We start from the raw sequence: 21393 nt of genomic DNA, 5'->3' as shown, positions 1-21393 counted from the left end.
GCCTTCCTCCACCTAATTAATCTTATTTACTCTTACCCATAGTCAAATGGAGACGTCCAAATTTAGGTTAATAAATAATTATACCAGAGGATTTTCCTTCATATGTTTGAACAATTCATCCACAGTTGTAAATGCTAAACCTGTAACAGTGTCTGCACAACCATAATATATAGCAATCCGTCCACTATCTGCATCAACTAATGCTGCACATGGAAATACTACATTTGGTACATCTCCTACACACTCATAGTATTCGTATGGTGCCAAAATATAATCCTTAGAACGCATTTTTACTTTCCAAGGTTGTTCTAAATCAAGTAAAGCACAACCCATACGATATACAAAACCATTACATGTATTAATTACTCCATGATAAATAAGAAGCCATCCATCCTCCGTTTCTATAGGAATCGGTCCAGGGCCTATCTTCGTAGATTGCCATGCTGACTCGTCTCCTTTTATAGTGCCCATAACATAGCGATGATGTCCCCAATATTCAAGGTCAGAGCTTTGACTATAGAAAATATCTCCAAACGGTGTATGTCCTGTATCACTCGGCCTGCTGAGCATAGCATATTTACCATTTATTTTTCTTGGAAATAATACGCCGTTTCTATTATAAGGTAGAAACGCATTCTCTAATTGGTAAAACTTCTTAAAGTCAAACGTATAACCCACACCTATAGTTGGTCCATGATACCCATTACACCATGTTATATAGTATCTATCTTCAATAAAGCAAACACGAGGATCATACCTATATTCTCGCTTGAGAATTTCCTCATCCTCGCCTTCAAATTTAATAGGCGTATCACTTATCGCCCAATTTATGCCATCTTCACTGAAACCCGGGAATATATCCATACTAACAGATTTGCTATCACACCGGAAAACACCAGCAAATTTCCCTTCAAAAGGGACTACTGCACTATTAAAAATACTATTAGATCTTTTTGTTTGATTTCTATTTATAATAGGGTTTTTATTGTAACGCCATACTGGATCTTTATATCCTTTAGGCTTCTCCTGCCAAGGGATGTTGGGCAACGATTTTCCAATAATTTTTAATGACATTTTATCCCTCCATACAAATAACATAATTAATAATATAATATTATAGGGAATCCGAAAATTCCCTATAATATTATATCGTGTTCATCTTTATTTGTTGTAGTTAGCGTTAATCTGATTCTGTGCTTCTTCAATAATTTTATTAAAACCAGCAGCCTCTAGTTCAGTTGTAACAGTCTCTACTAATTCTTCAGGATTTCTTGCACCTGTTAACAGCTCACTTTTATATTTATTCCATACAGCACGACAGTTGGCAAGTTCATTCTGAATGTCACTTGGATCTAGATCAAAACCTAATAGAACTGAACCTGTTGCCTGCTCATTTAATTCCTTTACTTCTTCCCATTGGTCAACCTCGCCAGCAATTGGTGTTACATTAAAGAAAGTTCCTTGGGTGTAACCAGCCATAGACCACTCTGAATTTAATCTCTCTACTTTCCCATCTTCTGTATACTTAAAGTTGTCACCTTCAAGTCCATAATAGAAAGCATCTCTTACATGAGAATCTAGATTAACTAATTGTAAGAATTCCAGAGCTTTCTCAGGATGCTTAGAACCTGAATAAATTCCATTCAAAGAACCACGAACTGTGCCATTAGATAAAACCGGCTTAGTATGCTGTACTGCTTCCGCTTCTACACCCATATTAGGACCCCATGTTGTTTTTGCTGCAGAAGGCCATCCCTGTGCCATAAATACCATTCTATATGTTGGAAGTTCAGCTAGTGTAGGTGCATCTGCATTAATGATGCCTTCTTTATACCACTGGTGGATGGTTTTTAGGTCATTCATTACTTGTTCCTCTTTAAGTACATTCACAACTGTACGAGTTTCATCATCAATTCTGACACCAAGAGGCTCTAATTCCGCTCCCATACCATCATACATTGTAAGTATTCCACTTAATCCTACTTTATCCATTATGAAAGGCGCTGTCCCTTCGCCTTCCTTAAGCGTCCTGAGTGGTTCTGTCAGATCTTTAAGTGTTGTATGCTTTTGGATATCGATATCATACTTGTCAGCTAATCCTTTATCCCAAACAAAATATTGGGTTACAGAAGAATCCTTATAGGTAGGTATGGAATAAATCTTTCCGTCTACCTTTACCGCTTCCCAATAATTTTCTGGAATATATTTGTATAAGTCAGAAGCATTCTCTTTTACCAATTTTGTAATATCGTAGTAAGTGCCTAATTGAACTTCACTAAGATATCTACCAACGTCTGTAAATAGAATATCAAAATATTCACCGGAGTTTACGATAACATTTCTTCTATTGTCCCAATCACCCCAGGAAACCACTTCAACATCAATATTCACACCTATTTTATCTTCCAAGTAAGCATTGATATTTTTCTGCCATGCTTCATAATTAGATGGCATCCCGTTTCCCACCATAACCCATTTCAAGGTAACTACTTTATCTTTACCTGTTGCTGAATCGTTTGTCTGGTCATTAGCATCATTTGAATTATCTTGATTACTAGTGCCACATCCGACAAAAAGTGTGCCCATCATTACTACTACCAATAATAATGCAAAAATTTTCTTCTTCATAATAACCTCCTAATATCTTAAAATCTTATTTATTAAAAGCATTTATTCTTAATATGTTCTGCTTTTAATCTAAGTTCATTAACCCTTAACTGCACCTATTGTTAATCCTGTTACAAAGTACCTCTGAAAGAATGGGTAAGCACAGGCAATAGGCAATACAATAACTACCGCTATAGCCATTCGCACAGATTCCGTAGGCATCTGGCTTACATATTGCTGTATAGAAAGACCTGCAGATGGGTTTTTGGCTAAATATTCAATATTCATTTGGATGTTATTAAGCAACGCCTGTAAGGACACTAAACTCTGGTTCCTTATATATAGGGAAGATTGGAACCAATCATTCCAATATCCGAATGCTAAGAATAAGCCAATTGTTGCAAAAACCGGTTTTGAAATCGGTACAATAATTCTAGCAAAAATAGTAAGCTGACTAGCCCCCTCAATCTTTGCTGACTCAACAATGGCTTCCGAGATAGTTGTCTTAAAAAACGTCTTACATATAACAACGTTAAATGAATTGACTGCCAAAGGAAGAATCAACGCCCAGATTGTATTACTTAAACCCAAGATATTAGCATTTACCACATAAGAAGCAACCATACCTCCATTAAATATCATTGGAATGAATACGACCCAGGTAAAAAAGTTTTTTAGCTTATAGTCTGGCCTAGAAAGCACATACCCCAAACTAGTTGTTAGTGCAACTCCTAAAAGTGTACCTACAACAGTTACTATAACTGATATTCCAAAGGCATTAAGAATGATATCTTTTTCATTCCATAGAAATTTATAAGCACCAAGGGATAACTCGCTGGGGAAAAATCGGTATCCGCTTGTCGCTATAGATGCCTCCGAACTGATAGATATAATAAAAATAAATATAAACGGTATAATACAAATTAATGACAAAATAACAAAAATTATATTAAACAATAAGTTGGTAGAACTTTTAATGCTATTTAATTTTTTAAGATCTAGATTCCCATTTTCTTTCTTCTTCATATTTACCTCCTAAATAATCGCATAGTCTTCATCAATTTTCTTAACAATCCAGTTTGCTAACAAAATTGTGATACAGCATGCTACCGACTGAAATACGGTTGCTGCTGATGTCATACCAATAGGAGTTGAAGACAATAGTGCATTGTATACATAAGTATCAATCGTTGATGCAACATCATATAAGGAAGCCGGTATACCTCTGGTTACTTGATAGAATAATCCGAAATCGGAGTAAAATATCTTTCCGGTATTCAGGATAAACATCATTATAACAATCGGCTTTAAACTAGGTATTGTAATATTTTTTACCTGCTGCCACTTAGTGGCACCATCAACAACCGCTGCCTCATATAAAGATGGGTCAATACCAGTGATGCTAGCCAAATACACCACCATGTTGTAACCTACACTTTTCCATGAATTCATAAAAATTAGAATAAATGGCCAATATTTTGATTCCATATACCACTGTACCGGTTCCTTACCAAGAGACTTTATTAAAGTATTTAAGATCCCTTTATCATAACTTAAGAAAGCATATACAAAATAGCTAACAACAACCCAAGATAAGAAGTGTGGAAAAAACATTGCAGTTTGATAGACCTTGGATTTTCGTTTACTATATATTAAACTAATCATTATTGCTAAAGTAACAGGAATTACGATGCCCAATGCAATAAATACCAAATTATATCCTATGGTATTTCTAAGTAGTATATACAAGCTATTGGATTGAATTAAATACTTGAAGTTATCAAACCCTACCCATTCGCTATGAATAATATTGTATAGAAAACTTTTCCCAGGAGTTATTTGATACCTTTTGAAAGCAATAATTACACCAAACATGGGTAAAAAGCTAAACAATACATACCATATAAAGGTAGGAAGAGCTAATAAAGTAAGCTCAGTATCATCTCTTGTCCACTTTTTTCGTTTTATTTTGACCTTTTCTCCCATATTATCCTCCCTTCTAATAATAACCACTATTTTATTATAGTACTCTAATTTTAATACCATCCCCAAATAAATTCAACACATTTTATCATTTTGGGGGTTTTGTAAATTTACATTAAGGATAAAGTGATTATTTTTAGTCGATTTTAATCAAAAAAACTGTATATTACATATACTAACGCATAAATTATTTTAACACTAGCTTTAAATAAAGTCAATATTTTTTTATCTTTTTGAACATTTGTAAATTTACATTGAAGGTAAAGAATGAATATGCTATAATTGATTCAGAATTTAATTGTTTTTTAGTCGATTTTAGTCAAAAATGTAATATAATAAATTTATATATTAATATACCAACATATAAATTTATTGTATTATAATTGTAGCAATATGTAATAGTAATTTCTCCAAAAATAGTTGAAAAAAATTAAGATTAAACTCGACTAAAAGTTTGGATAAAGCTAAAATTTGGGCCTTAAAATATAGAAAAAATAAAGCTCTTAAAGTTTTTGAGAGTGCACTTTAATAGGTAAGAAGGGGTTACAATGAAAAAAGTTACTATGCAAGACATAGCGGATATGCTTAATATATCACGGGTTACTGTATCAAAAGTGCTGAACAACCAATCCGGTGTTTCAAAAAAACTTCGTGATCAGGTATTGTTAACAGCAAGCGAAATGGGATACCTTAAACAAGAAAATCAAATAAATGATTATAATGCGCAAAACAATCTAGAAAATTCAAAAAAAACCGTTTCTGTGGTCATTTCCAGAACAGAGCCTTCCACATTTTGGATCAGTATTATCCATCCGCTTGCAAAGGAATTAGATAAATATGGTGTTAATTTAATGTATAAGTATCTTCCTCCACGCTATTACAAAGGATATACTTTGCCTGATGACTTAAGTAACGGAACAGTTGGTGGAATGCTAATCATGAATGTTTATGATATTAAACTTCTTTCCATGCTGAATAAATTAAACATCCCTAAGGTTTTTCTTGACGTAGTTTCCGATTTTCCAATTGATACGATTACTGGAGACTTAATTATATTAGAAGGGAAAAGGGCCGTTAAAGAGATAACAAATGACATTATAAGAAAAGGTAGGACTGAGATCGGTTTTATTGGAGATATTCATTACGCATTGACAAATAGGGAGCGATTTGAAGGTTTCTTATCTGCAATGGAAGAAAATCACCTAGTGGTACAAGAAAAATATTGTATGACTGGAAAAATTGGTATTCACACATATTATGAAGAGATTTCTGATTTTTTAAATAACCTTGATAAATTGCCCCAGGCATTTGTATGCGTTAGTGATTATGTTGCAAATTTTTTGATGCAATATTTGATAGAGCATGGATATGATGTCCCTGCGGATATCGCTATCTCTGGTTATGACGGTAGTACTGAATATTCTGTAGTATCCGGTAAACTGACTACAGTAAATGTGGACACCTTTCTTCTAGGAAAACGTCTTGCAAAGCAATTGCTATACCGAATTGAAAATCCAGAATCTCCTATGGAAGTAACTCATATCAGCTCAAATATCATTTGGGGTAAATCTACAGAATTTTAGTGCACTTAAATGTTATGCGCAAAATTCTCATGTAATCTCAGTCAAGATATTAAATTTTCATATAATAAAAATCAAAGCATATATATTTCACTATCCTCTATTGGTATTATATATTTTATAATATTTTTGCTCTTAATACCAAATCCAAGAATATAATATCCTAATCGGGAAAAAATATAGAAAACGATATTATCTATAAATTATATAGAGGTGATTAAAACCATGATAAAATATAAAAATAAGTTGTTCTATATATGCTTTGCCCTGCTGATACTATCGGGATGTCAGTATCAAGCTTTAGATAGACCTAAAGCACCTATTTCACGAGCTCCAACAATAGAAGATAAAAATACTAATAATATTACAGATATACAGGTGCAGGAACCCCCTATAGATTTAGACGAAAAAACGCAGCTATCCCTGAAGAGCTTTAGGGAAAAAGCAAAAGAATTATCTGATAAATTCAAAGACGCCTTTTATATATGCACTCCCGCCACCCAAAAGGTCATATCTTTGACCTTTGATGACGGTCCAGATGCTAAAACTACGCCTAAAATCCTAGATATACTTGATAATTTTGATGTTAAAGCTACATTTTTTGCAGTAGGCCAAAATCTAGATAGATATCCTGAGATAGGTGAAAGGATTATACAGGAAGGACATCAATTATCCAATCACACCTATAGCCATCCTAGACCACTGTCAATCGATGCCAAAGAACTTTTTAAGGAGATAGAAAAGACCCAAAAACTCATAGACGGCATAGATGGGAGGCCAAAACCAAAATATTTTCGGCCTCCTTATGGACTGGTATCCGATGAACAGATGGAATTACTAAAAAAAGAAGATTATAAGGTTATAGCGTGGAGTATAGATTCACTTGACTGGTATACCGAGGATAAAGAAGACATAGAAAACTGTGTTGTAAATACCATACACCCTGGTGCCGTAATACTCATGCATTCAGCAGGAGGGCAGGATAATCGAAAAGCTACAGTGGATATCCTGCCCTCCATCATAACTAGGTTAAAAAACTTGGGGTATGAATTTGTTACAGTTGATAAACTTATAAATCAAACAAAATAATTAAATATCTCTATTTATTCCCTGGTTTCTGATAGACACGAACATAATCTACTACTAGATAATCAGGAAGTTTTGCATTTTTTATATCTCCCGCCCAATCACCAACTTCCGCAGTAATCTTTAGATAGGCAGGTACCTGTGATACACCTCCGGCAGAAGTTATCCAAGTAGGCTGATCATCCACATAAAACACATATTCATATTCAGTCCAATTTACAGCAAATGTATGATACCCCTCATATATATACGGTATATAAGGAATGTTGGAATCGGATTTATGATCATCTTCATAACCATCCCAGTGCAATGCCTGACATATTTTACTGCTTTTTAAATATGCAGACTCCATAATATCAATCTCCGTTCCGTCCCTTCCTTCATCCCCTACCTCTGCTACCGTAGGAGACATGAGCCAAAAAGCACCCCAAAAACCCTCTTGAGTTTGTAGTTTACATCGTATTTCAAAAAAGCCTTGCTTTTGTTCAAATTTATCCATCGAGCGAATGGCTCCGGAATAATACTTACCATCCCTCTCATCCACTCGAATGATGAGATTTCCCTCTCCATCCAAATATGCATCTTCATTGGACCAAAATCCATCCTTGCGCTCCCATTCAGGGCAATGACTCCACTTACTGTCATCAATTTTATCCCCATCAAAATCGTCTTCAAATGTAAGATTCCATTTTTCCCTTATCATTTGGGGTGTCATCTCTTTATCACTAACATTATTCAAACCGGTTTTAAACATTCTTATTCCATCTTTATTATCCATGTTTTTTTCCTTTCCCTTGACATCAGTCAATATGGCTGTAATCTTCCAATAATAAGTGGTTGCAGGTTTAAGCCCTTTAACGGTTTTGTTAGATTGTTCTACAAAATCATCAAAAACAACTTTTTTTAAGTCCTCATCTTCTGATATAACAAGACGATATTTTTTTGCGTCTTTAACTTCTTCCCATTTAAATTCACAAGTTGACGGATCCACATATTCATCATCTTGTACAGGTGAAATAGCTCTAAAGGCATATGTTTCATCTAACACGCCAATAGAATTGGCCCTTTTGGATGCAGAAAAAGCAACTATAATAATCAAAAAAGGAATAATAATTAATATAGACTTAAAAAATTTTTTATGCATATTATCTCCCCTCCAAACATAAATATCAGCTTAACATTATAAATGATTCAACATTTTTGTATAATATATTACATTTCTATTTTTAATGTGAAAGTCCTTTAAATTACAATTGCTTTAACCCACTTTTTTACTATAGCACTTATATTGAATCTTTGATACAATTATTAACATATGAAAGGAGAATAAAAAAATGTACAACATTCTTCTAGTAGAAGACGATACTGCCCTAGCCATGGGCATAGAATATACACTCAAAAACGAAAATTTTGCAGTTGATACAGCCAATAGTATAAACTCTGCCCAAGGAGCTATTGCCAACAAAAAATACGACCTTATAATACTCGATGTCATGCTGCCAGATGGCAGTGGATATGACCTTTGCCAAAAGATAAGGGCTAAATTGAATACCCCAATAATATTTTTAACAGCCTGTGATGAAGAAGTAAATGTGGTATTGGGTCTTGATATGGGCGGAGATGATTATATCACAAAGCCCTTTAGGGTAAGGGAATTGGTATCCCGTATAAAGGCAGTATTAAGGCGCCATAATATCCCAACCGTAAAACAAGCCAATAAGATTACATCTGGAAATATAAAAATACAACCCATGGAAAGCAGAGTGAAAAAAAACGGCAAAGATATTTCCTTAACCCCGGCAGAATATAAACTGCTCCTCATATTTATAAATCATCCAAAGCAGGTATTGACCCGGGATATACTCATCCAAACTTTATGGGATATAGACGAATCCTTTGTAGACGATAACACACTATCAGTATATATAAGAAGGCTAAGAGAAAAATTAGAAGATGACCCTGCATATCCCCGATATATAATCACTGTAAGGGGATTTGGCTACCGATGGGATCAGGATATAATGGGGGATTAGATATGTATGAATTGTTTAAAAATCCTGAATTTAGATCAACTATCACAATGCTTTTATTATGCCAGATAATATTTGCAATTATTCTGTTTTCATTTACTATGGTTTGGTTAAACAGAATAAATGAAGCTATTGTAGAACAAAACGCGGCACTTACAGGGCAGATACTGAGTAAATATCCACAATTTGAAGATGAAATTATGCCCGTCATACTAAAGGGCCCTAACAATACGGAGATAAGCAAGGGACAAGAAATACTAAAGCGTTATGGATACAATAAGAACATGGGCATAGGAAATCAACCCTTACTCAAGGGAATATATCTTAATATCCAGATAAAAGTGCTCCTTATAGCCATTATATACTTTATTCCAATATTTTTTTTAATATCTAGAGAACATAAACATCTATATTCAAAGATTCAAAATATCTCACATGCTGCTGAACAGGTAGTAAAGGGCGATTTTTCCCTCATATTGCCCGAAGATGAACAGGGGGAGATAGGTATACTAAACCACCAGTTCAATCAAATGGCAAACAGAATAAAGCTTGGTATTGAGCAGCTGAGTAATGAAAAGATATTCCTCAAAAATATAATATCTGACATATCCCATCAGCTTAAAACACCATTATCATCACTAATTATGTTTAATGAACTTATGTTAGAGGATAGGGATATGGATGATGATGTAGGGGAAGTATTCCTTAAAAAAAGTAAGACTCAGCTTGAAAGAATGGAATGGCTTACCATCAGCCTTCTAAAGGTGGCTCGATTGGAGGCGGGAGCTATACAGTTTAAAAGGGAATGTATATATCTTATAGAGCCGGTGGATATAGCCATTGCCACTTTAAACCCTAAAGTCGAATCCAAGCACCAACTTATTACATTAGATGGTGAAATAAAAAAGGCGCAATTTTTAGGTGACAGAGACTGGACAGCCGAGGCCATTATAAATATACTTAAAAACTGCATTGAGCATACAGAATATGGAGGAAATATACTGATCTCAATAGAAGAAACCCCCATCTTCAGCAGGATAATAATAAAAGATAGTGGTGAAGGCATAGATAGAAAAGATCTGCCCCATATATTTGAGCGATTTTATAAGGGAACTAGCACAGTTAAAACTGAAAGCGTTGGTATTGGACTAGCCCTTAGCAAACTTATAATAGAATCCCAGGGAGGCACCATATCGGTAAAAAGTAAGAAACATGAAGGAACAAAATTCACCATAACGTTCTTGAAGGGTATAATTTAAGAAAATCTTAAGGATATCCTTACTTAATTGTAAGATAAAATTCACCTCCCTGTAAGGAAGATCATCTATACTTATTTAAGCGATAATATAGTGTAGGGAGGATATGAATAAATGGAAATGTTAAAAACTATAGATCTTTGCAAAAGCTATGGGAGCGGTGCTACCAAGGTAGACGCCCTTAAAAATGTCAATATCTCCATAGACGAAGGAGAATTCGTAGCCATAGTAGGTGCTAGCGGATCGGGTAAAAGTACACTTCTGCACCTCTTAGGTGGTGTAGATAGACCTACATCTGGTAAAGTAATAGTAGATGGCATGGATATATATAATCTAAATGAAAAGCAGTTGGCAATATTCAGACGCCGAAAAGTAGGATTTATATTTCAATTCTATAATTTAATACCTGTGCTTACAGCGGAGGAAAATATACTACTACCCCTACTCCTTGATAATAAAAGGGTAGATCGAAAATATCTAAATGAACTTATGGATATATTAGGACTCAAGAATAGAAAAAACCATCTACCATCGGAATTATCCGGGGGACAACAGCAGAGGGTATCCATAGGAAGGGCATTAGCCTATAATCCTTCCATAATACTAGCAGATGAGCCTACAGGCAATCTGGACAGTAAAAACAGCAGAGAAATAATAGATCTTTTGAAGATATCAGTACAGAGATATCACCAAACGCTTATAATAATAACCCATGACCTTGATATAGCATCCCAGGCCGACAGGATAATCACCATAGAAGACGGTATGATAGTAGGTGATGAGGTGATGGCAGTATGAAAAATTACAAAGAAATAACAGGAAGATATTTAAATGTACAAAAAAAACGTACCATATTAACTGCTATAGGCATAATACTTTCAGTAGCCCTTATAACTGCCATAGGTACCATGCTTGTAAGTATGCAAAATGCCATGATACAAGATGAAATAGATAATAAAGGGGATTATCATGCCATTTTATGTAATGTTCCCGGTGATAAGATAGATAATCTTAAAAAGCATGTGAAAATAGAAAAGGCGGGAGTATTCCGAGATGATGGATTTGGCGTTCTACAAAAGATGCCTGAGGAACAAATGGAAGAATATAAACACTTGCCACCTTATAGATATATTGCCATCTCTGCATATGACAGGGATAATTTTAATATAAAACCCATAAAGCTTAAGGAAGGCCGACTGCCACAGACTGAAGGCGAAATAGCCCTAGATTATTGGACACTTGAGTATCTACCTAATCAGCCTAAAGTAGGAGATAAGATACACCTTACTACAGGAATTAGAATAGATAAACAAGAAAACCATGTGCTTACTAAAAGAGAAAAAAGTGAAAATGAAGTGTTTGAAAAAACTTCTGAAAAGGATTACGTTATAGTAGGACTTATAGAGCCTAATACTATGGGAGGATATTTTGAAATAGGTGATGGCATTACCTATCTTGATAATACTTCCATATCTCCTAATGAAAGTTATAATATAAATATAAAACTTAACTCTGTAAAAAAGGCCCACGATACTGTAAATAGCATCGCTGATGATATAGGGCTTGTTGACGAATCCAATATAGATTTTAATGAAAATCTGCTTAGATTATCTGCACAGAGCATAAGTCCCTCATTAAATAGTAGCCTCATGTCCATACTGGCATTCATAATACTGCTCATAATAGTAGCCACAATAGCCGTAATATACAATTCATTTAATATTTCGGTATTGGAGAGAGTATCCCAGTTTGGTATGTTAAGATGTGTAGGCGCATCCCCTGGGCAGATTAGGGAGATAATACTAAGGGAGGCGCTAATATTAAGCATTATAAGTATTCCAATAGGCTTGGTCTGTGGAGTATTTGCCATGCAGGTAGTAGTTTATATTATAAGCCGCTTCCAGTTTGATATTTTTAAACATCTAGTAATAGTACTCTCTCCCCCCGTATTCATAATAAGTAGTATTTTAGGGCTTATAACCGTATATTTATCAGTTCGAGGACCAGCAAACCAAGCTGCCAAAGTCTCTCCCCTGGATGCAGTAAGAAATACTGGCAACTTTAAAAAGGAAAACTTCGACAAGGTTAAAAAAGCTCCCGTCTCCAGATGGTTATTTGGCATAGAAGGAGAAATTGCCTATAAAAATCTAAGGCGGAATAAAAAGCGCTTTAATATCACTGTATTTTCCATGATAATAAGTATCATACTCTATATAGTGTTCTCAAGCTTTGTAAACTTTGCCTTTAGTATGGATGCAGTTGATCTGGATAAAAAAATAGATTTTTCGGTTTGGGGGAAAAGATCAGGCGTATTTTCTCAAGAAAATTACGAAACAATCAAAAACTTATCCGGAGTAGACAAGGTATATAAGTACAGAAACACTACTAGTACCTTATTAATACCGGAAGATAAAATTACTGCTAGGTTTAAAGAACTACAGCCTGAACATTTATCTGAAAAGGAAAATGGAGCTGTAAAACTCTATAATAACGCAATAATATCCTATGGTGATGAAAATTTTGATGAGTTAAAACCCTACTTAAAAGAGGGCAGGATAGATATAGATGCACTGAATAAAGAAAACGGGGTACTAATTGTGGAAACCTCCAGGGTATGGGTAAATGATACAAAGGATGCACTAATTGATATAGTAGACTATAATGTAGGTGATACAATAAAGATAACCACTGATTATGACAGTGATAATCCAGAATATAAGACTATAAAGGTTGCAGGTATCTTAAAACAAGGTCTGCTAAACGACAAATATAATCTAAACAGCGCAGTAAATATTATAACTACGGAAAAAGTACTGCAAGATGTGACAGGGTCGGATAAATATGGACAGATTTATATAACCCTTAAAGAAGGTAGCTCTAAAGATGCAGTGGCACAATACCTAAAGGATTATAAGGAAAAAGAACTTAGTATTGAGTATATCGACTATGCCGAGCAAGCAAAACGGGATAAAAATGCTGCCATAACCATGAGCATATTTCTCTATGGCTTTGTAGCAGTTATCACCCTTATAGGATGCCTAAATATAATAAATACCATAAGCACAAATCTCCTATTACGCACCAAAGAATTGGCAGTATTAAAAGCCACTGGTATGACTCAGGGAGGAATAAAAAAAATGGTATGCCTTGAAAGCATATTTTATGGTATAATATCTGCTGTATATGGCAGTATTTTAGGTACAGGACTGTCGTATATATTGTATACTCTGTTTATTGGCATAAGGGAATTTGCTTGGGTAATTCCCTGGAAACATATCATTATATCAGTGCTAGGCGCTACGACTATTGCACTTTTGGCAGGATTTGCCCCTTTACGAAAGATAGGTAAAGGCAATATAATAGAGAGTATACGTATGGAACAATAATTTTATTAAACTCGTTAAAAAGCCCGTCTGCAAATGGATCGGAGCCCCCCGCCAGGCGCTCGTCCATTGCAGATACGGGCTTTTTATATTGATTATCGTCTATATGCCCTATAACCTTTCTCTATAAGAATCGACAAGGCCTCGTCTACATGGGTGTTATCGAATAATGATAATATCAAACACCCTGGATCTTCTTCCCTGCTGTGTATAATACTCACATTTTTTATATTAATATTATATCGCCCCAATAGGGACGTCACATCTCCTATAGTACCCGGTCTATCTTCAATATCTACATACAATTCATGATATGGTATGGAAATCCTGTTTTGAATAGATGGTAGTTCATCTCTATAATCCTTTGCCCTTTTAAAAAGCCGTTCTACCTTTTGAGACTCTCCGCTATAGAGAAAATCATAAAATTCCTCAAGATTGTCTATCATGGATAATATCAGTTCCAATAGCTTTTCCCTATTTGATATGCTTATACTAGTCCACATTCGAGTATTAGAAGATGCAATACGTGTTATATCCCTAAAACCCCCTGCTGCCAGTTTTTCCTTAAACTTAGATGGATCATTTAATTGAGCTACTGTATTTACGAGTGCCGCTGCAACCACATGGGGGAGATGGCTTATCGCACCTACTATCTCATCATGGGTATCAGCATCCATTACAAGTGGAAATGCCCCTATAATGGATACTACATTAATCATATCCTTTGTCACATCAATGGGGGCATCTTGTGGCACAGTGAGTACATAAAATGCATTTTCAAATAGGTGGGCCATGCTATATTGATATCCAGACCCTTCCATGCCTGCCATGGGATGCCCCCCTATAAAGTATACAGTATCGGGCAAAATTCGCTCTGCTAATGACATTACATCCACCTTAATGCTACATACATCGGTCACTATGGTAGATGGAGAAATATAATCTCTTATGCCATATAATATATCCTTTATGCTGTTTACAGGTACACATAGAAATATAAATTGACATCCTCTAGCAATATCCTCAAACTTGTCACAGGATTCATCTATGACTCCATGCTCCAAGGCGGATGATATTGCTTTTGCATCCATATCCATAGCCTTTATGAAAGTTAAAGGGCTAGAGCGCTTTATGGCTTTAGCCAAAGAACCGCCTATAACCCCGAGACCTATAATGCCTATATTTTGTATATCCATATTCTACATCTCCCGCCCCACTACCTGGGATATTCTTTTTATATCCTCCATCAGCAGACCAAATTCTTTAAAATCCAAGGACTGGGGTCCATCGGACAATGCCAACTTAGGATTAGGATGCATCTCTATCATAAGGCCATCAGCTCCCGCCCCTATGGCCGCCCGACTCATTGGACGAACTAGGCTGCTCCTTCCAGTGCCATGGCTTGGATCCACTATAATGGGTAAATGGCTAAGCTCCTTTACAACCGGTACACTGCTTAAATCCAGCGTATTTCTTGTATATGTCTCAAATGTCCGTATACCCCGTTCACAAAGAATTATATTATAATTCCCTTCCTTCATGATATACTCTGCTGCGTTTAACCATTCTTCTATGGTAGATGCAAGACCACGCTTTAATACTACGGGTTTTTTCAGCCTTCCTACCTCGCGAAGCAGCTGAAAATTCTGCATATTTCTAGCACCTATCTGTATAACATCTATATATTTTGCAGCCTGATCCAAAAATTCAGTGGATATAACCTCAGACACCACTAAAAGCCCCGTTTCCTCCCTAGCCTGAGCTAACAATTTAAAACCTTCCTCTTCCAAGCCCTGAAATGAATAGGGCGATGTGCGGGGCTTGTATGCACCGCCCCTTATAAATTCTACCCCCATGGATTTAAGATATTTGGCTATTTCTATTATCTGTTCTTCACCTTCTACTGCACATGGGCCTGCAATAACAGCAAGCTTCTCACCGCCAATACTTGAATTACCTATCCTTATTATCGAAGACTCAGGTTGAAAAGTCCTGCTGGCCAGCTTATACGGTTCTACTATCGGCACCAGCTTATCAACACCCGACATAAGTTCTAAAGGCACACCTTCTAATAGGCGTTTGTCACCTATTACCCCTATTATGGTGCGCTCCATTCCAGTGGAAATATGGGCGCCTAGATCCAATCTTTCAAGCAACCTCTCTATCTGCTTTATATCTTCCTTTGTGGCTGTTGATTTCATTACAATTACCATACTACCATCCTCCTGTTTCTAAATTTTTTCTCATTTGACCTACATTAATACCGTACTACCTTGTAAAAAATTTTATTGCCATTTTGTTAAACTGTCAAGATATATTTAAAAGGCCCATTCTCCTGCCCTAAATATCTGTATCTGCTCACCGGATTCCGTTTCCCCTATTATGTCCAAATCTTTGCTTCCCACCATAAAATCCACATGGATACCTGACTCATTCACACCTAATCTTCTCAGTTCTTCTTTACCCATGTCATTACCACCTTGTATACAGCCGGGAGATGCAGCACCTAAAGCCAGATGGCATGAGGCATTTTCGTCAAATAAAGTATTGTAAAAGGTAATGCCCAATTGGGATATGGGTGAACTACATGGAACTAGGGCCACTTCCCCCATATATGAAGAGCCTTCATCCAGTTCTATTATACGCTTTAACGCATCATATCCTTTTTCAGCTGAAAAGTTTACCACTTTCCCATCTTTAAAGGTCAGAGAAAAATTCTCTATCAAAGCACCGCCATAATTTAATGGCATGGTGCTTTTTACCTTCCCATTTACCCCTGTTTTAACTGGTATAGTAGCTATCTCCTCAGTAGGTATATTTGGTACAAAGTATGTACCACTTTGGCTATAGTATCCTCCTCCGCCCCATACATGTTTATGAGACAATTCTATATTAAGATCAGTATCCTTTGCTGTATAATGAAGAATTTTGAAGCGTTTGCTATTTAGAAATTCCACCCTGGATTTAAAATTATCCAAATGCTCCCGCCACGCCCCCATAATATCCCCCGTATCAGCCCTTACTGTCTGTAATACGGCTTGCCACAACATATCCAAAGCCTCATCATCCGGAAGATCTTTAAATACCTTCTTGGCCCATGCCTTTGTAGGCACCGAAGCTACACACCAGCACACCTTACTGGTTAACTTGTATTCCATAAAGCCTTTAAAACCAGATGATTGTACCCTATGTGATAACTCTATTCTCTCTGGATCCACCCCGTCTAAAAGCCCAGGGTTAGGTGCCAATATGGATAGAAAGGCCCCTCCTCCTTTAGCAAAATCCTCGAAGGCATCTGCGTGCCATTTGGGGAACACATCAAATATTTCATACGGTGCATTCATATACCTCATGCGTGTTATCTTATCATCTCTCCAGTCTACATATACATCCTTTGCACCTCTATTATAAGCATGCTTTGTTACCAGCCTTATAAAGTCCACACACTCTATAGGGGAAGTTATTACAAGGGTCTGTCCCTTTTGAATATTTACCCCTACCCTCACTATAAGCCTTGCATACTCGTCAATCATACTCTTCAAGATCAATCCACTCCTATATAAAAATTAAAACCCCAGCCCATAAAAAGCCGGAGTTTTATAAAAACCTATTATCAAATATTTAAAAAGCCCAGTTGCCATCCTTAAATATATGCATCTTTTTCCCATCTGCTGTAATGCCTATTATATCCAGATCATTGCTGCCTATCATAAAATCCTCATGGATGGCCGAGTCATTTACTCCCGCCTTTTTAAGTGCATCCCTGCTCATGAAAGCTCCACCCTTTAAGCAGGTAGGATATGCAGCTCCAAGTGCCAGATGACAAGAAGCATTTTCATCAAACAATGTATTATAAAATATAATGTCAAGGTTTGATATGGGCGAATCATATGGCACCAATGCCACTTCACCAAGGTATAGAGAGCCTGCATCCGTTTCCAATATACCTTTTAATATATCATACCCCCGATCGGCTGAAAAATCTACCACCTTGCCATCCTTAAATGTTAAGCTAAATCCCTCTATAAGGTTTCCATTATAGTTTAAAGGCATAGTACTCCTTACCTTGCCATTTACCCCTGTTTTATGGGGCAAAGTAAATACCTCTTCAGTAGGAATATTGGCTACAAAGTATACATCCTTCTGACTGTATTCTCCTCCACCGCACCATATGTGATCAGGCGGGAGATCTATAGTAAGATCGGTGCCTTCAGAAATATAATGTAGTGTTTTAAACCTTTTTTCATTTAAGAACTTTACCCTTCTCTCCAAATTATCAAGATGCTGCTGCCATGCAGTTATAATATCATCATGATCTGCCCTAACTGTCTTAAATATGGCCTTCCACAGCTTATCCACCGCCTCATCCCCAGGTAATCCATCAAATACTTTTTTAGCCCAACCCTTAGTTGGCACAGAAACTACAGACCAGCATACCTCATCTGCCATAATCCTATCCATATATCCCTTTAGAGCAACACCTTTGGTCTTTTTATCCTCAGCAATCTTTTTAGGATCCACATCCTTTAAAAGTTCAGGATCTGAGGCAAGCACAGAGATAAATGCTGCTCCTTCTTCGGCAAAGCCTTCCATCTTGTCTACCTGCCACTTTGGGAATTTAGTAAATACCTCATATGGAGCATTCATATATCTCATCAACATCATCTCTTCATCATACCACTCTACATGCACATCCTTAGCGCCCAATGCATATGCATGTTTTGCTAACAACCTTGCAAAATCTGTACACTCTATTGGAGAGTTTATTACAAGGGTTTGATTTTTTTGGATGTTAACTCCCACTTCTACTGCCAGTTTTGCATATTTATCAAGCATATTATCAAAGTTATCCATAATACCACTCCTTAATCATTGTTACTGTTATCAATAGCACATTAATTATCCTTCTTTTTCTTCTTATATTTGCCCTTCCACATGCTATGGCTTACATACAAACTAAAATAGCCTAATATCCCACCTAATATAAAGGATGAAAAAGTGCAGATATAGATAATAGAAAGCACAAAAATATTACCTATTAACATATGCTGAGAAAGCTTTAATGTATATATGTAATCAACTATCAACTTGCCATGTAATGTATCAGAATAATTCTCCACATATTTAAAGGTTAATATATTGCTTATATGCCGTCCCACAATGGTAGCATAAGGTATGATTATTATACCAAGTACAAAATAAGAAGACCATTCATCAAAAATAGACAGTTTAACTACACTATAGGCTAATCCAGCTGCAATTAATACCATTATTAGATGCTTAATATTAAACTTTTTTGCCTTGGATACATCCTCTTGCCATACAGGATTTAGTTCAAACTGTTCCACTGAAAAATGTTCCGAATACTTACCTTTTACCATATTTGCCGATTTCATAGTAAGGCTATAATCCAAAATCATTAAAATAGGTGGTAATAAAATTAATACTAAATCCATAATTGCTCCTTTCTGCATACACATAAAATTTTATTACCTAATAATATATTTATTATAATTTTAACATATTACATATAATACTTAAAACAAAATTTTTATCCATAATACTGAGCTTGTACAAAAAGAAAAGTATATGTATATAAACTAAAAGAGACCGGATACACCATCTGCATCGAGTCCCTTTCCAACATATTTACCTTTTAGAGTTGGATACAGCAATCTTAACCTTCCTGCCGCAAAGTTTTTTTCCTGAACAGCGTTTTAACACATTTTTAGCTTCATTTTCGGATACATCCATAAATGTAAACTTATCTAATATGTCTATATCACCGACATCCTCCCTGTTTACATTCCCTTTGTCCTTAAGGAACTGGAGCAACAACCTAGGATTTACCTTATCCTTTCTGCCTACTGTCAAAAATAATCTTGTATATCTTTTATGTGCATTTAAATTGTCCTCTGAGTATTTGTATCCCCCCTCTTTGTCATAAATCATGTGCATTAAAGCCGCAGCAACTTCCACCAGATTAAATTCATCATCAAGCTCTGCAGCAAGTGGAACAAATCTCTTATATTCTTCATGCTCTAATGTTTCTTTCACCCGGGTTAGAATATCATTATATTTTGCATAAAATATTTCATCTAGTGTAGGAAGTTCTTTACGTCTTATCTTACCCTTTGTAGCCTTTTCTATCTGTTTAAGTGCCATATATTCCCTTGCAGTAACCAATGTATAAGCTATACCTTCCTTATTAGCCCGTCCAGTTCTACCAATTCTATGGACATATGACTCCACATCCTGGGGAAGATCATAATTTATTACGTGTGAAACATTTTCAACATCCAATCCCCTTGCCGCTACATCCGTAGCAACTAAAAATTCAATACTACCTGCCTTGAATTTCTTTAAAGTGTTGATCCTTTGATTTTGATTCATATCCCCATGCATACCTTCCACATTATAACCTCTACCTTGCATGGATTCCACTAAATTGTCCACACCTTTTTTAGTTTTACAGAATATAATGGCAGTAGAAGGTGCTTCAACATCTATTATCCTGCACAGCGACTCAAAACGATCCTGATTTCTTATTTCATAATAGTATTGACTTACGGTAGACACTGTCATAGTGTTTTTTACTATTGATATACGCTTTGTATCCGCCTTCATATATTTCTTGGAAAGCTTAATAATTTCATCAGGCATGGTGGCAGAAAAAAGCATGGTTTGCCTCATAGCATTGCAGTTTCTTATTATTTCTTCTATATCATCAATAAATCCCATATTAAGCATTTCATCAGCTTCATCGACTACAAGAAAACTTATGCCCCCAAGATCTAGTTTTTTCCTCCTTATAAGGTCCAAGATCCTTCCTGGGGTGCCAACAACAATATCTACGCCTTTTTTTAATGCCCTCATCTGCCTATCTATAGGCTGACCTCCATATACAGGTAACAATCTAACCCTTGTATGTTGGGCTATACGCACCAATTCGTCATTTACTTGGATTGCCAACTCCCTTGTGGGTGTAAGAATCAATGTACTTATTCTATCCCTTGGTCTATCAAGCTTGCTCAAAATCGGTGCACCAAAGGCAAATGTCTTACCTGTTCCCGTCTGCGCATGACCAATTACATCAAAGCCTTTTAAAACTATTGGTATTATCTCTGACTGTATCTTCGAAGGCTCTTCAAAACCCATGTCATCTATAGCCTTCATTACATTCTTGCTTAAACCTAAATTTTCAAATCCCATATAAAATATTTTCACTCCTAATTATATAAATTTACAGATCATAACTATATTGTTCTTCCAACTCCTATAATTTATAATTAAAAAAGGAGACTCAGCACAAATTTCTGCACCAAGTCTCCTTTTAATATGTAGAATCCGGCAGCGTCCTACTCTCCCAGGGAGTCTCCTCCCAAGTACCATCGGCGCTGAAGGGCTTAACTGCTGTGTTCGGAATGGGTACAGGTGTTTCCCCTTCGCCATCGCCACCGAAAATTTA

The 21393-nt window shown here is 36.0% G+C and carries 17 protein-coding genes and 1 rRNA gene; 6 read left to right on the top strand and 12 right to left on the bottom strand.

The features are described 5' to 3' along the window. Positions 1-78: 78 nt before the first annotated feature. The 4 genes from EJN67_RS10730 to EJN67_RS10715 all read right to left on the bottom strand — a co-directional run bounded on the left by EJN67_RS10730 (position 79) and on the right by EJN67_RS10715 (position 4593). Positions 79-1074 carry a glycoside hydrolase family 130 protein gene (locus EJN67_RS10730; RefSeq protein ID WP_129724309.1) on the bottom strand — a complete coding sequence of 332 codons (996 nt, stop codon included), beginning with the start codon at positions 1072-1074 and terminating at the stop codon, positions 79-81. Positions 1075-1161: 87 nt separating this feature from the next. After that, entirely contained in the window at positions 1162-2628 is a 1467-nt protein-coding gene (locus EJN67_RS10725) for an ABC transporter substrate-binding protein (protein ID WP_129724308.1), read from the bottom strand. Between the two features lie 78 nt (positions 2629-2706). Continuing rightward, on the bottom strand, positions 2707-3633 hold the full coding sequence (locus tag EJN67_RS10720) for a carbohydrate ABC transporter permease (RefSeq protein ID WP_129724307.1): 927 nt from the start codon (positions 3631-3633) through the stop codon (positions 2707-2709). A 9-nt stretch (positions 3634-3642) separates the two neighbouring features. Beyond that, on the bottom strand, positions 3643-4593 hold the full coding sequence (locus EJN67_RS10715) for an ABC transporter permease (RefSeq protein WP_129724306.1): 951 nt from the start codon (positions 4591-4593) through the stop codon (positions 3643-3645). Positions 4594-5138: 545 nt separating this feature from the next. Between EJN67_RS10715 and EJN67_RS10710 the strand changes: the two genes are divergently transcribed. Together EJN67_RS10710 and EJN67_RS10705 are read left to right on the top strand one after the other, a co-directional pair. Further along, a complete protein-coding gene (locus EJN67_RS10710; protein ID WP_129724305.1) occupies positions 5139-6173 on the top strand; it encodes a LacI family DNA-binding transcriptional regulator in 1035 nt (344 codons plus the stop codon). A gap of 222 nt (positions 6174-6395) precedes the next feature. Then, positions 6396-7259, top strand: a complete 864-nt coding sequence (locus EJN67_RS10705; RefSeq protein WP_129724304.1) for a polysaccharide deacetylase family protein — start codon at positions 6396-6398, stop codon at positions 7257-7259. A 10-nt stretch (positions 7260-7269) separates the two neighbouring features. Here EJN67_RS10705 and EJN67_RS10700 read toward each other — a convergent pair whose 3' ends face one another. Beyond that, positions 7270-8400, bottom strand: a complete 1131-nt coding sequence (locus tag EJN67_RS10700; RefSeq protein ID WP_129724303.1) for a glycoside hydrolase family 16 protein — start codon at positions 8398-8400, stop codon at positions 7270-7272. A gap of 190 nt (positions 8401-8590) precedes the next feature. Here EJN67_RS10700 and EJN67_RS10695 point away from each other — a divergent pair, with 190 nt between their 5' ends. The 4 genes from EJN67_RS10695 (at position 8591) to EJN67_RS10680 (ending at position 13928) form a co-directional block, all read left to right on the top strand. Further along, positions 8591-9289, top strand: a complete 699-nt coding sequence (locus EJN67_RS10695; RefSeq protein WP_129724302.1) for a response regulator transcription factor — start codon at positions 8591-8593, stop codon at positions 9287-9289. After that, positions 9262-10545, top strand: a complete 1284-nt coding sequence (locus EJN67_RS10690) for a HAMP domain-containing sensor histidine kinase (RefSeq protein ID WP_243641288.1) — start codon at positions 9262-9264, stop codon at positions 10543-10545. Before EJN67_RS10695 ends, EJN67_RS10690 begins: the two co-directional genes overlap by 28 nt. Before the next feature lie 111 nt (positions 10546-10656). Next, positions 10657-11340, top strand: a complete 684-nt coding sequence (locus EJN67_RS10685) for an ABC transporter ATP-binding protein (RefSeq protein ID WP_129724300.1) — start codon at positions 10657-10659, stop codon at positions 11338-11340. Continuing rightward, positions 11337-13928: an ABC transporter permease gene (locus tag EJN67_RS10680; protein ID WP_129724299.1), complete on the top strand. Its 2592-nt coding sequence runs from the start codon at positions 11337-11339 to the stop codon at positions 13926-13928. The genes EJN67_RS10685 and EJN67_RS10680 overlap by 4 nt, the downstream gene beginning before the upstream one ends. Positions 13929-14020: 92 nt before the next feature. Here the strand turns inward: EJN67_RS10680 and EJN67_RS10675 are convergent, their stop codons facing one another. From EJN67_RS10675 to rrf, 7 genes are all read right to left on the bottom strand, one after another. Further along, positions 14021-15121 carry a prephenate dehydrogenase gene (locus EJN67_RS10675; protein WP_129724298.1) on the bottom strand — a complete coding sequence of 367 codons (1101 nt, stop codon included), beginning with the start codon at positions 15119-15121 and terminating at the stop codon, positions 14021-14023. Positions 15122-15124: 3 nt separating this feature from the next. Then, positions 15125-16138, bottom strand: coding sequence for a 3-deoxy-7-phosphoheptulonate synthase (gene aroF / locus EJN67_RS10670; protein ID WP_129724297.1), 1014 nt, complete (start codon positions 16136-16138; stop codon positions 15125-15127). A gap of 105 nt (positions 16139-16243) precedes the next feature. Further along, positions 16244-17458 carry an aminopeptidase gene (locus tag EJN67_RS10665; protein ID WP_129724321.1) on the bottom strand — a complete coding sequence of 405 codons (1215 nt, stop codon included), beginning with the start codon at positions 17456-17458 and terminating at the stop codon, positions 16244-16246. A gap of 88 nt (positions 17459-17546) precedes the next feature. After that, entirely contained in the window at positions 17547-18779 is a 1233-nt protein-coding gene (locus EJN67_RS10660; protein WP_129724296.1) for an aminopeptidase, read from the bottom strand. 41 nt (positions 18780-18820) lie between these two features. Next, positions 18821-19381, bottom strand: a complete 561-nt coding sequence (locus EJN67_RS10655; RefSeq protein ID WP_129724295.1) for a hypothetical protein — start codon at positions 19379-19381, stop codon at positions 18821-18823. A 193-nt stretch (positions 19382-19574) separates the two neighbouring features. After that, on the bottom strand, positions 19575-21137 hold the full coding sequence (locus EJN67_RS10650; protein ID WP_129724294.1) for a DEAD/DEAH box helicase: 1563 nt from the start codon (positions 21135-21137) through the stop codon (positions 19575-19577). 133 nt (positions 21138-21270) lie between these two features. Beyond that, positions 21271-21387, bottom strand: a 5S ribosomal RNA gene (rrf, locus tag EJN67_RS10645). Between the last annotated feature and the right edge of the window lie 6 nt (positions 21388-21393).

It is taken from the genome of Xylanivirga thermophila (assembly GCF_004138105.1).
GTDB classification, from domain to species: Bacteria; Bacillota; Clostridia; order Caldicoprobacterales; family Xylanivirgaceae; genus Xylanivirga; species Xylanivirga thermophila.
This window is presented reverse-complemented; position numbering and strand designations above follow the sequence as displayed.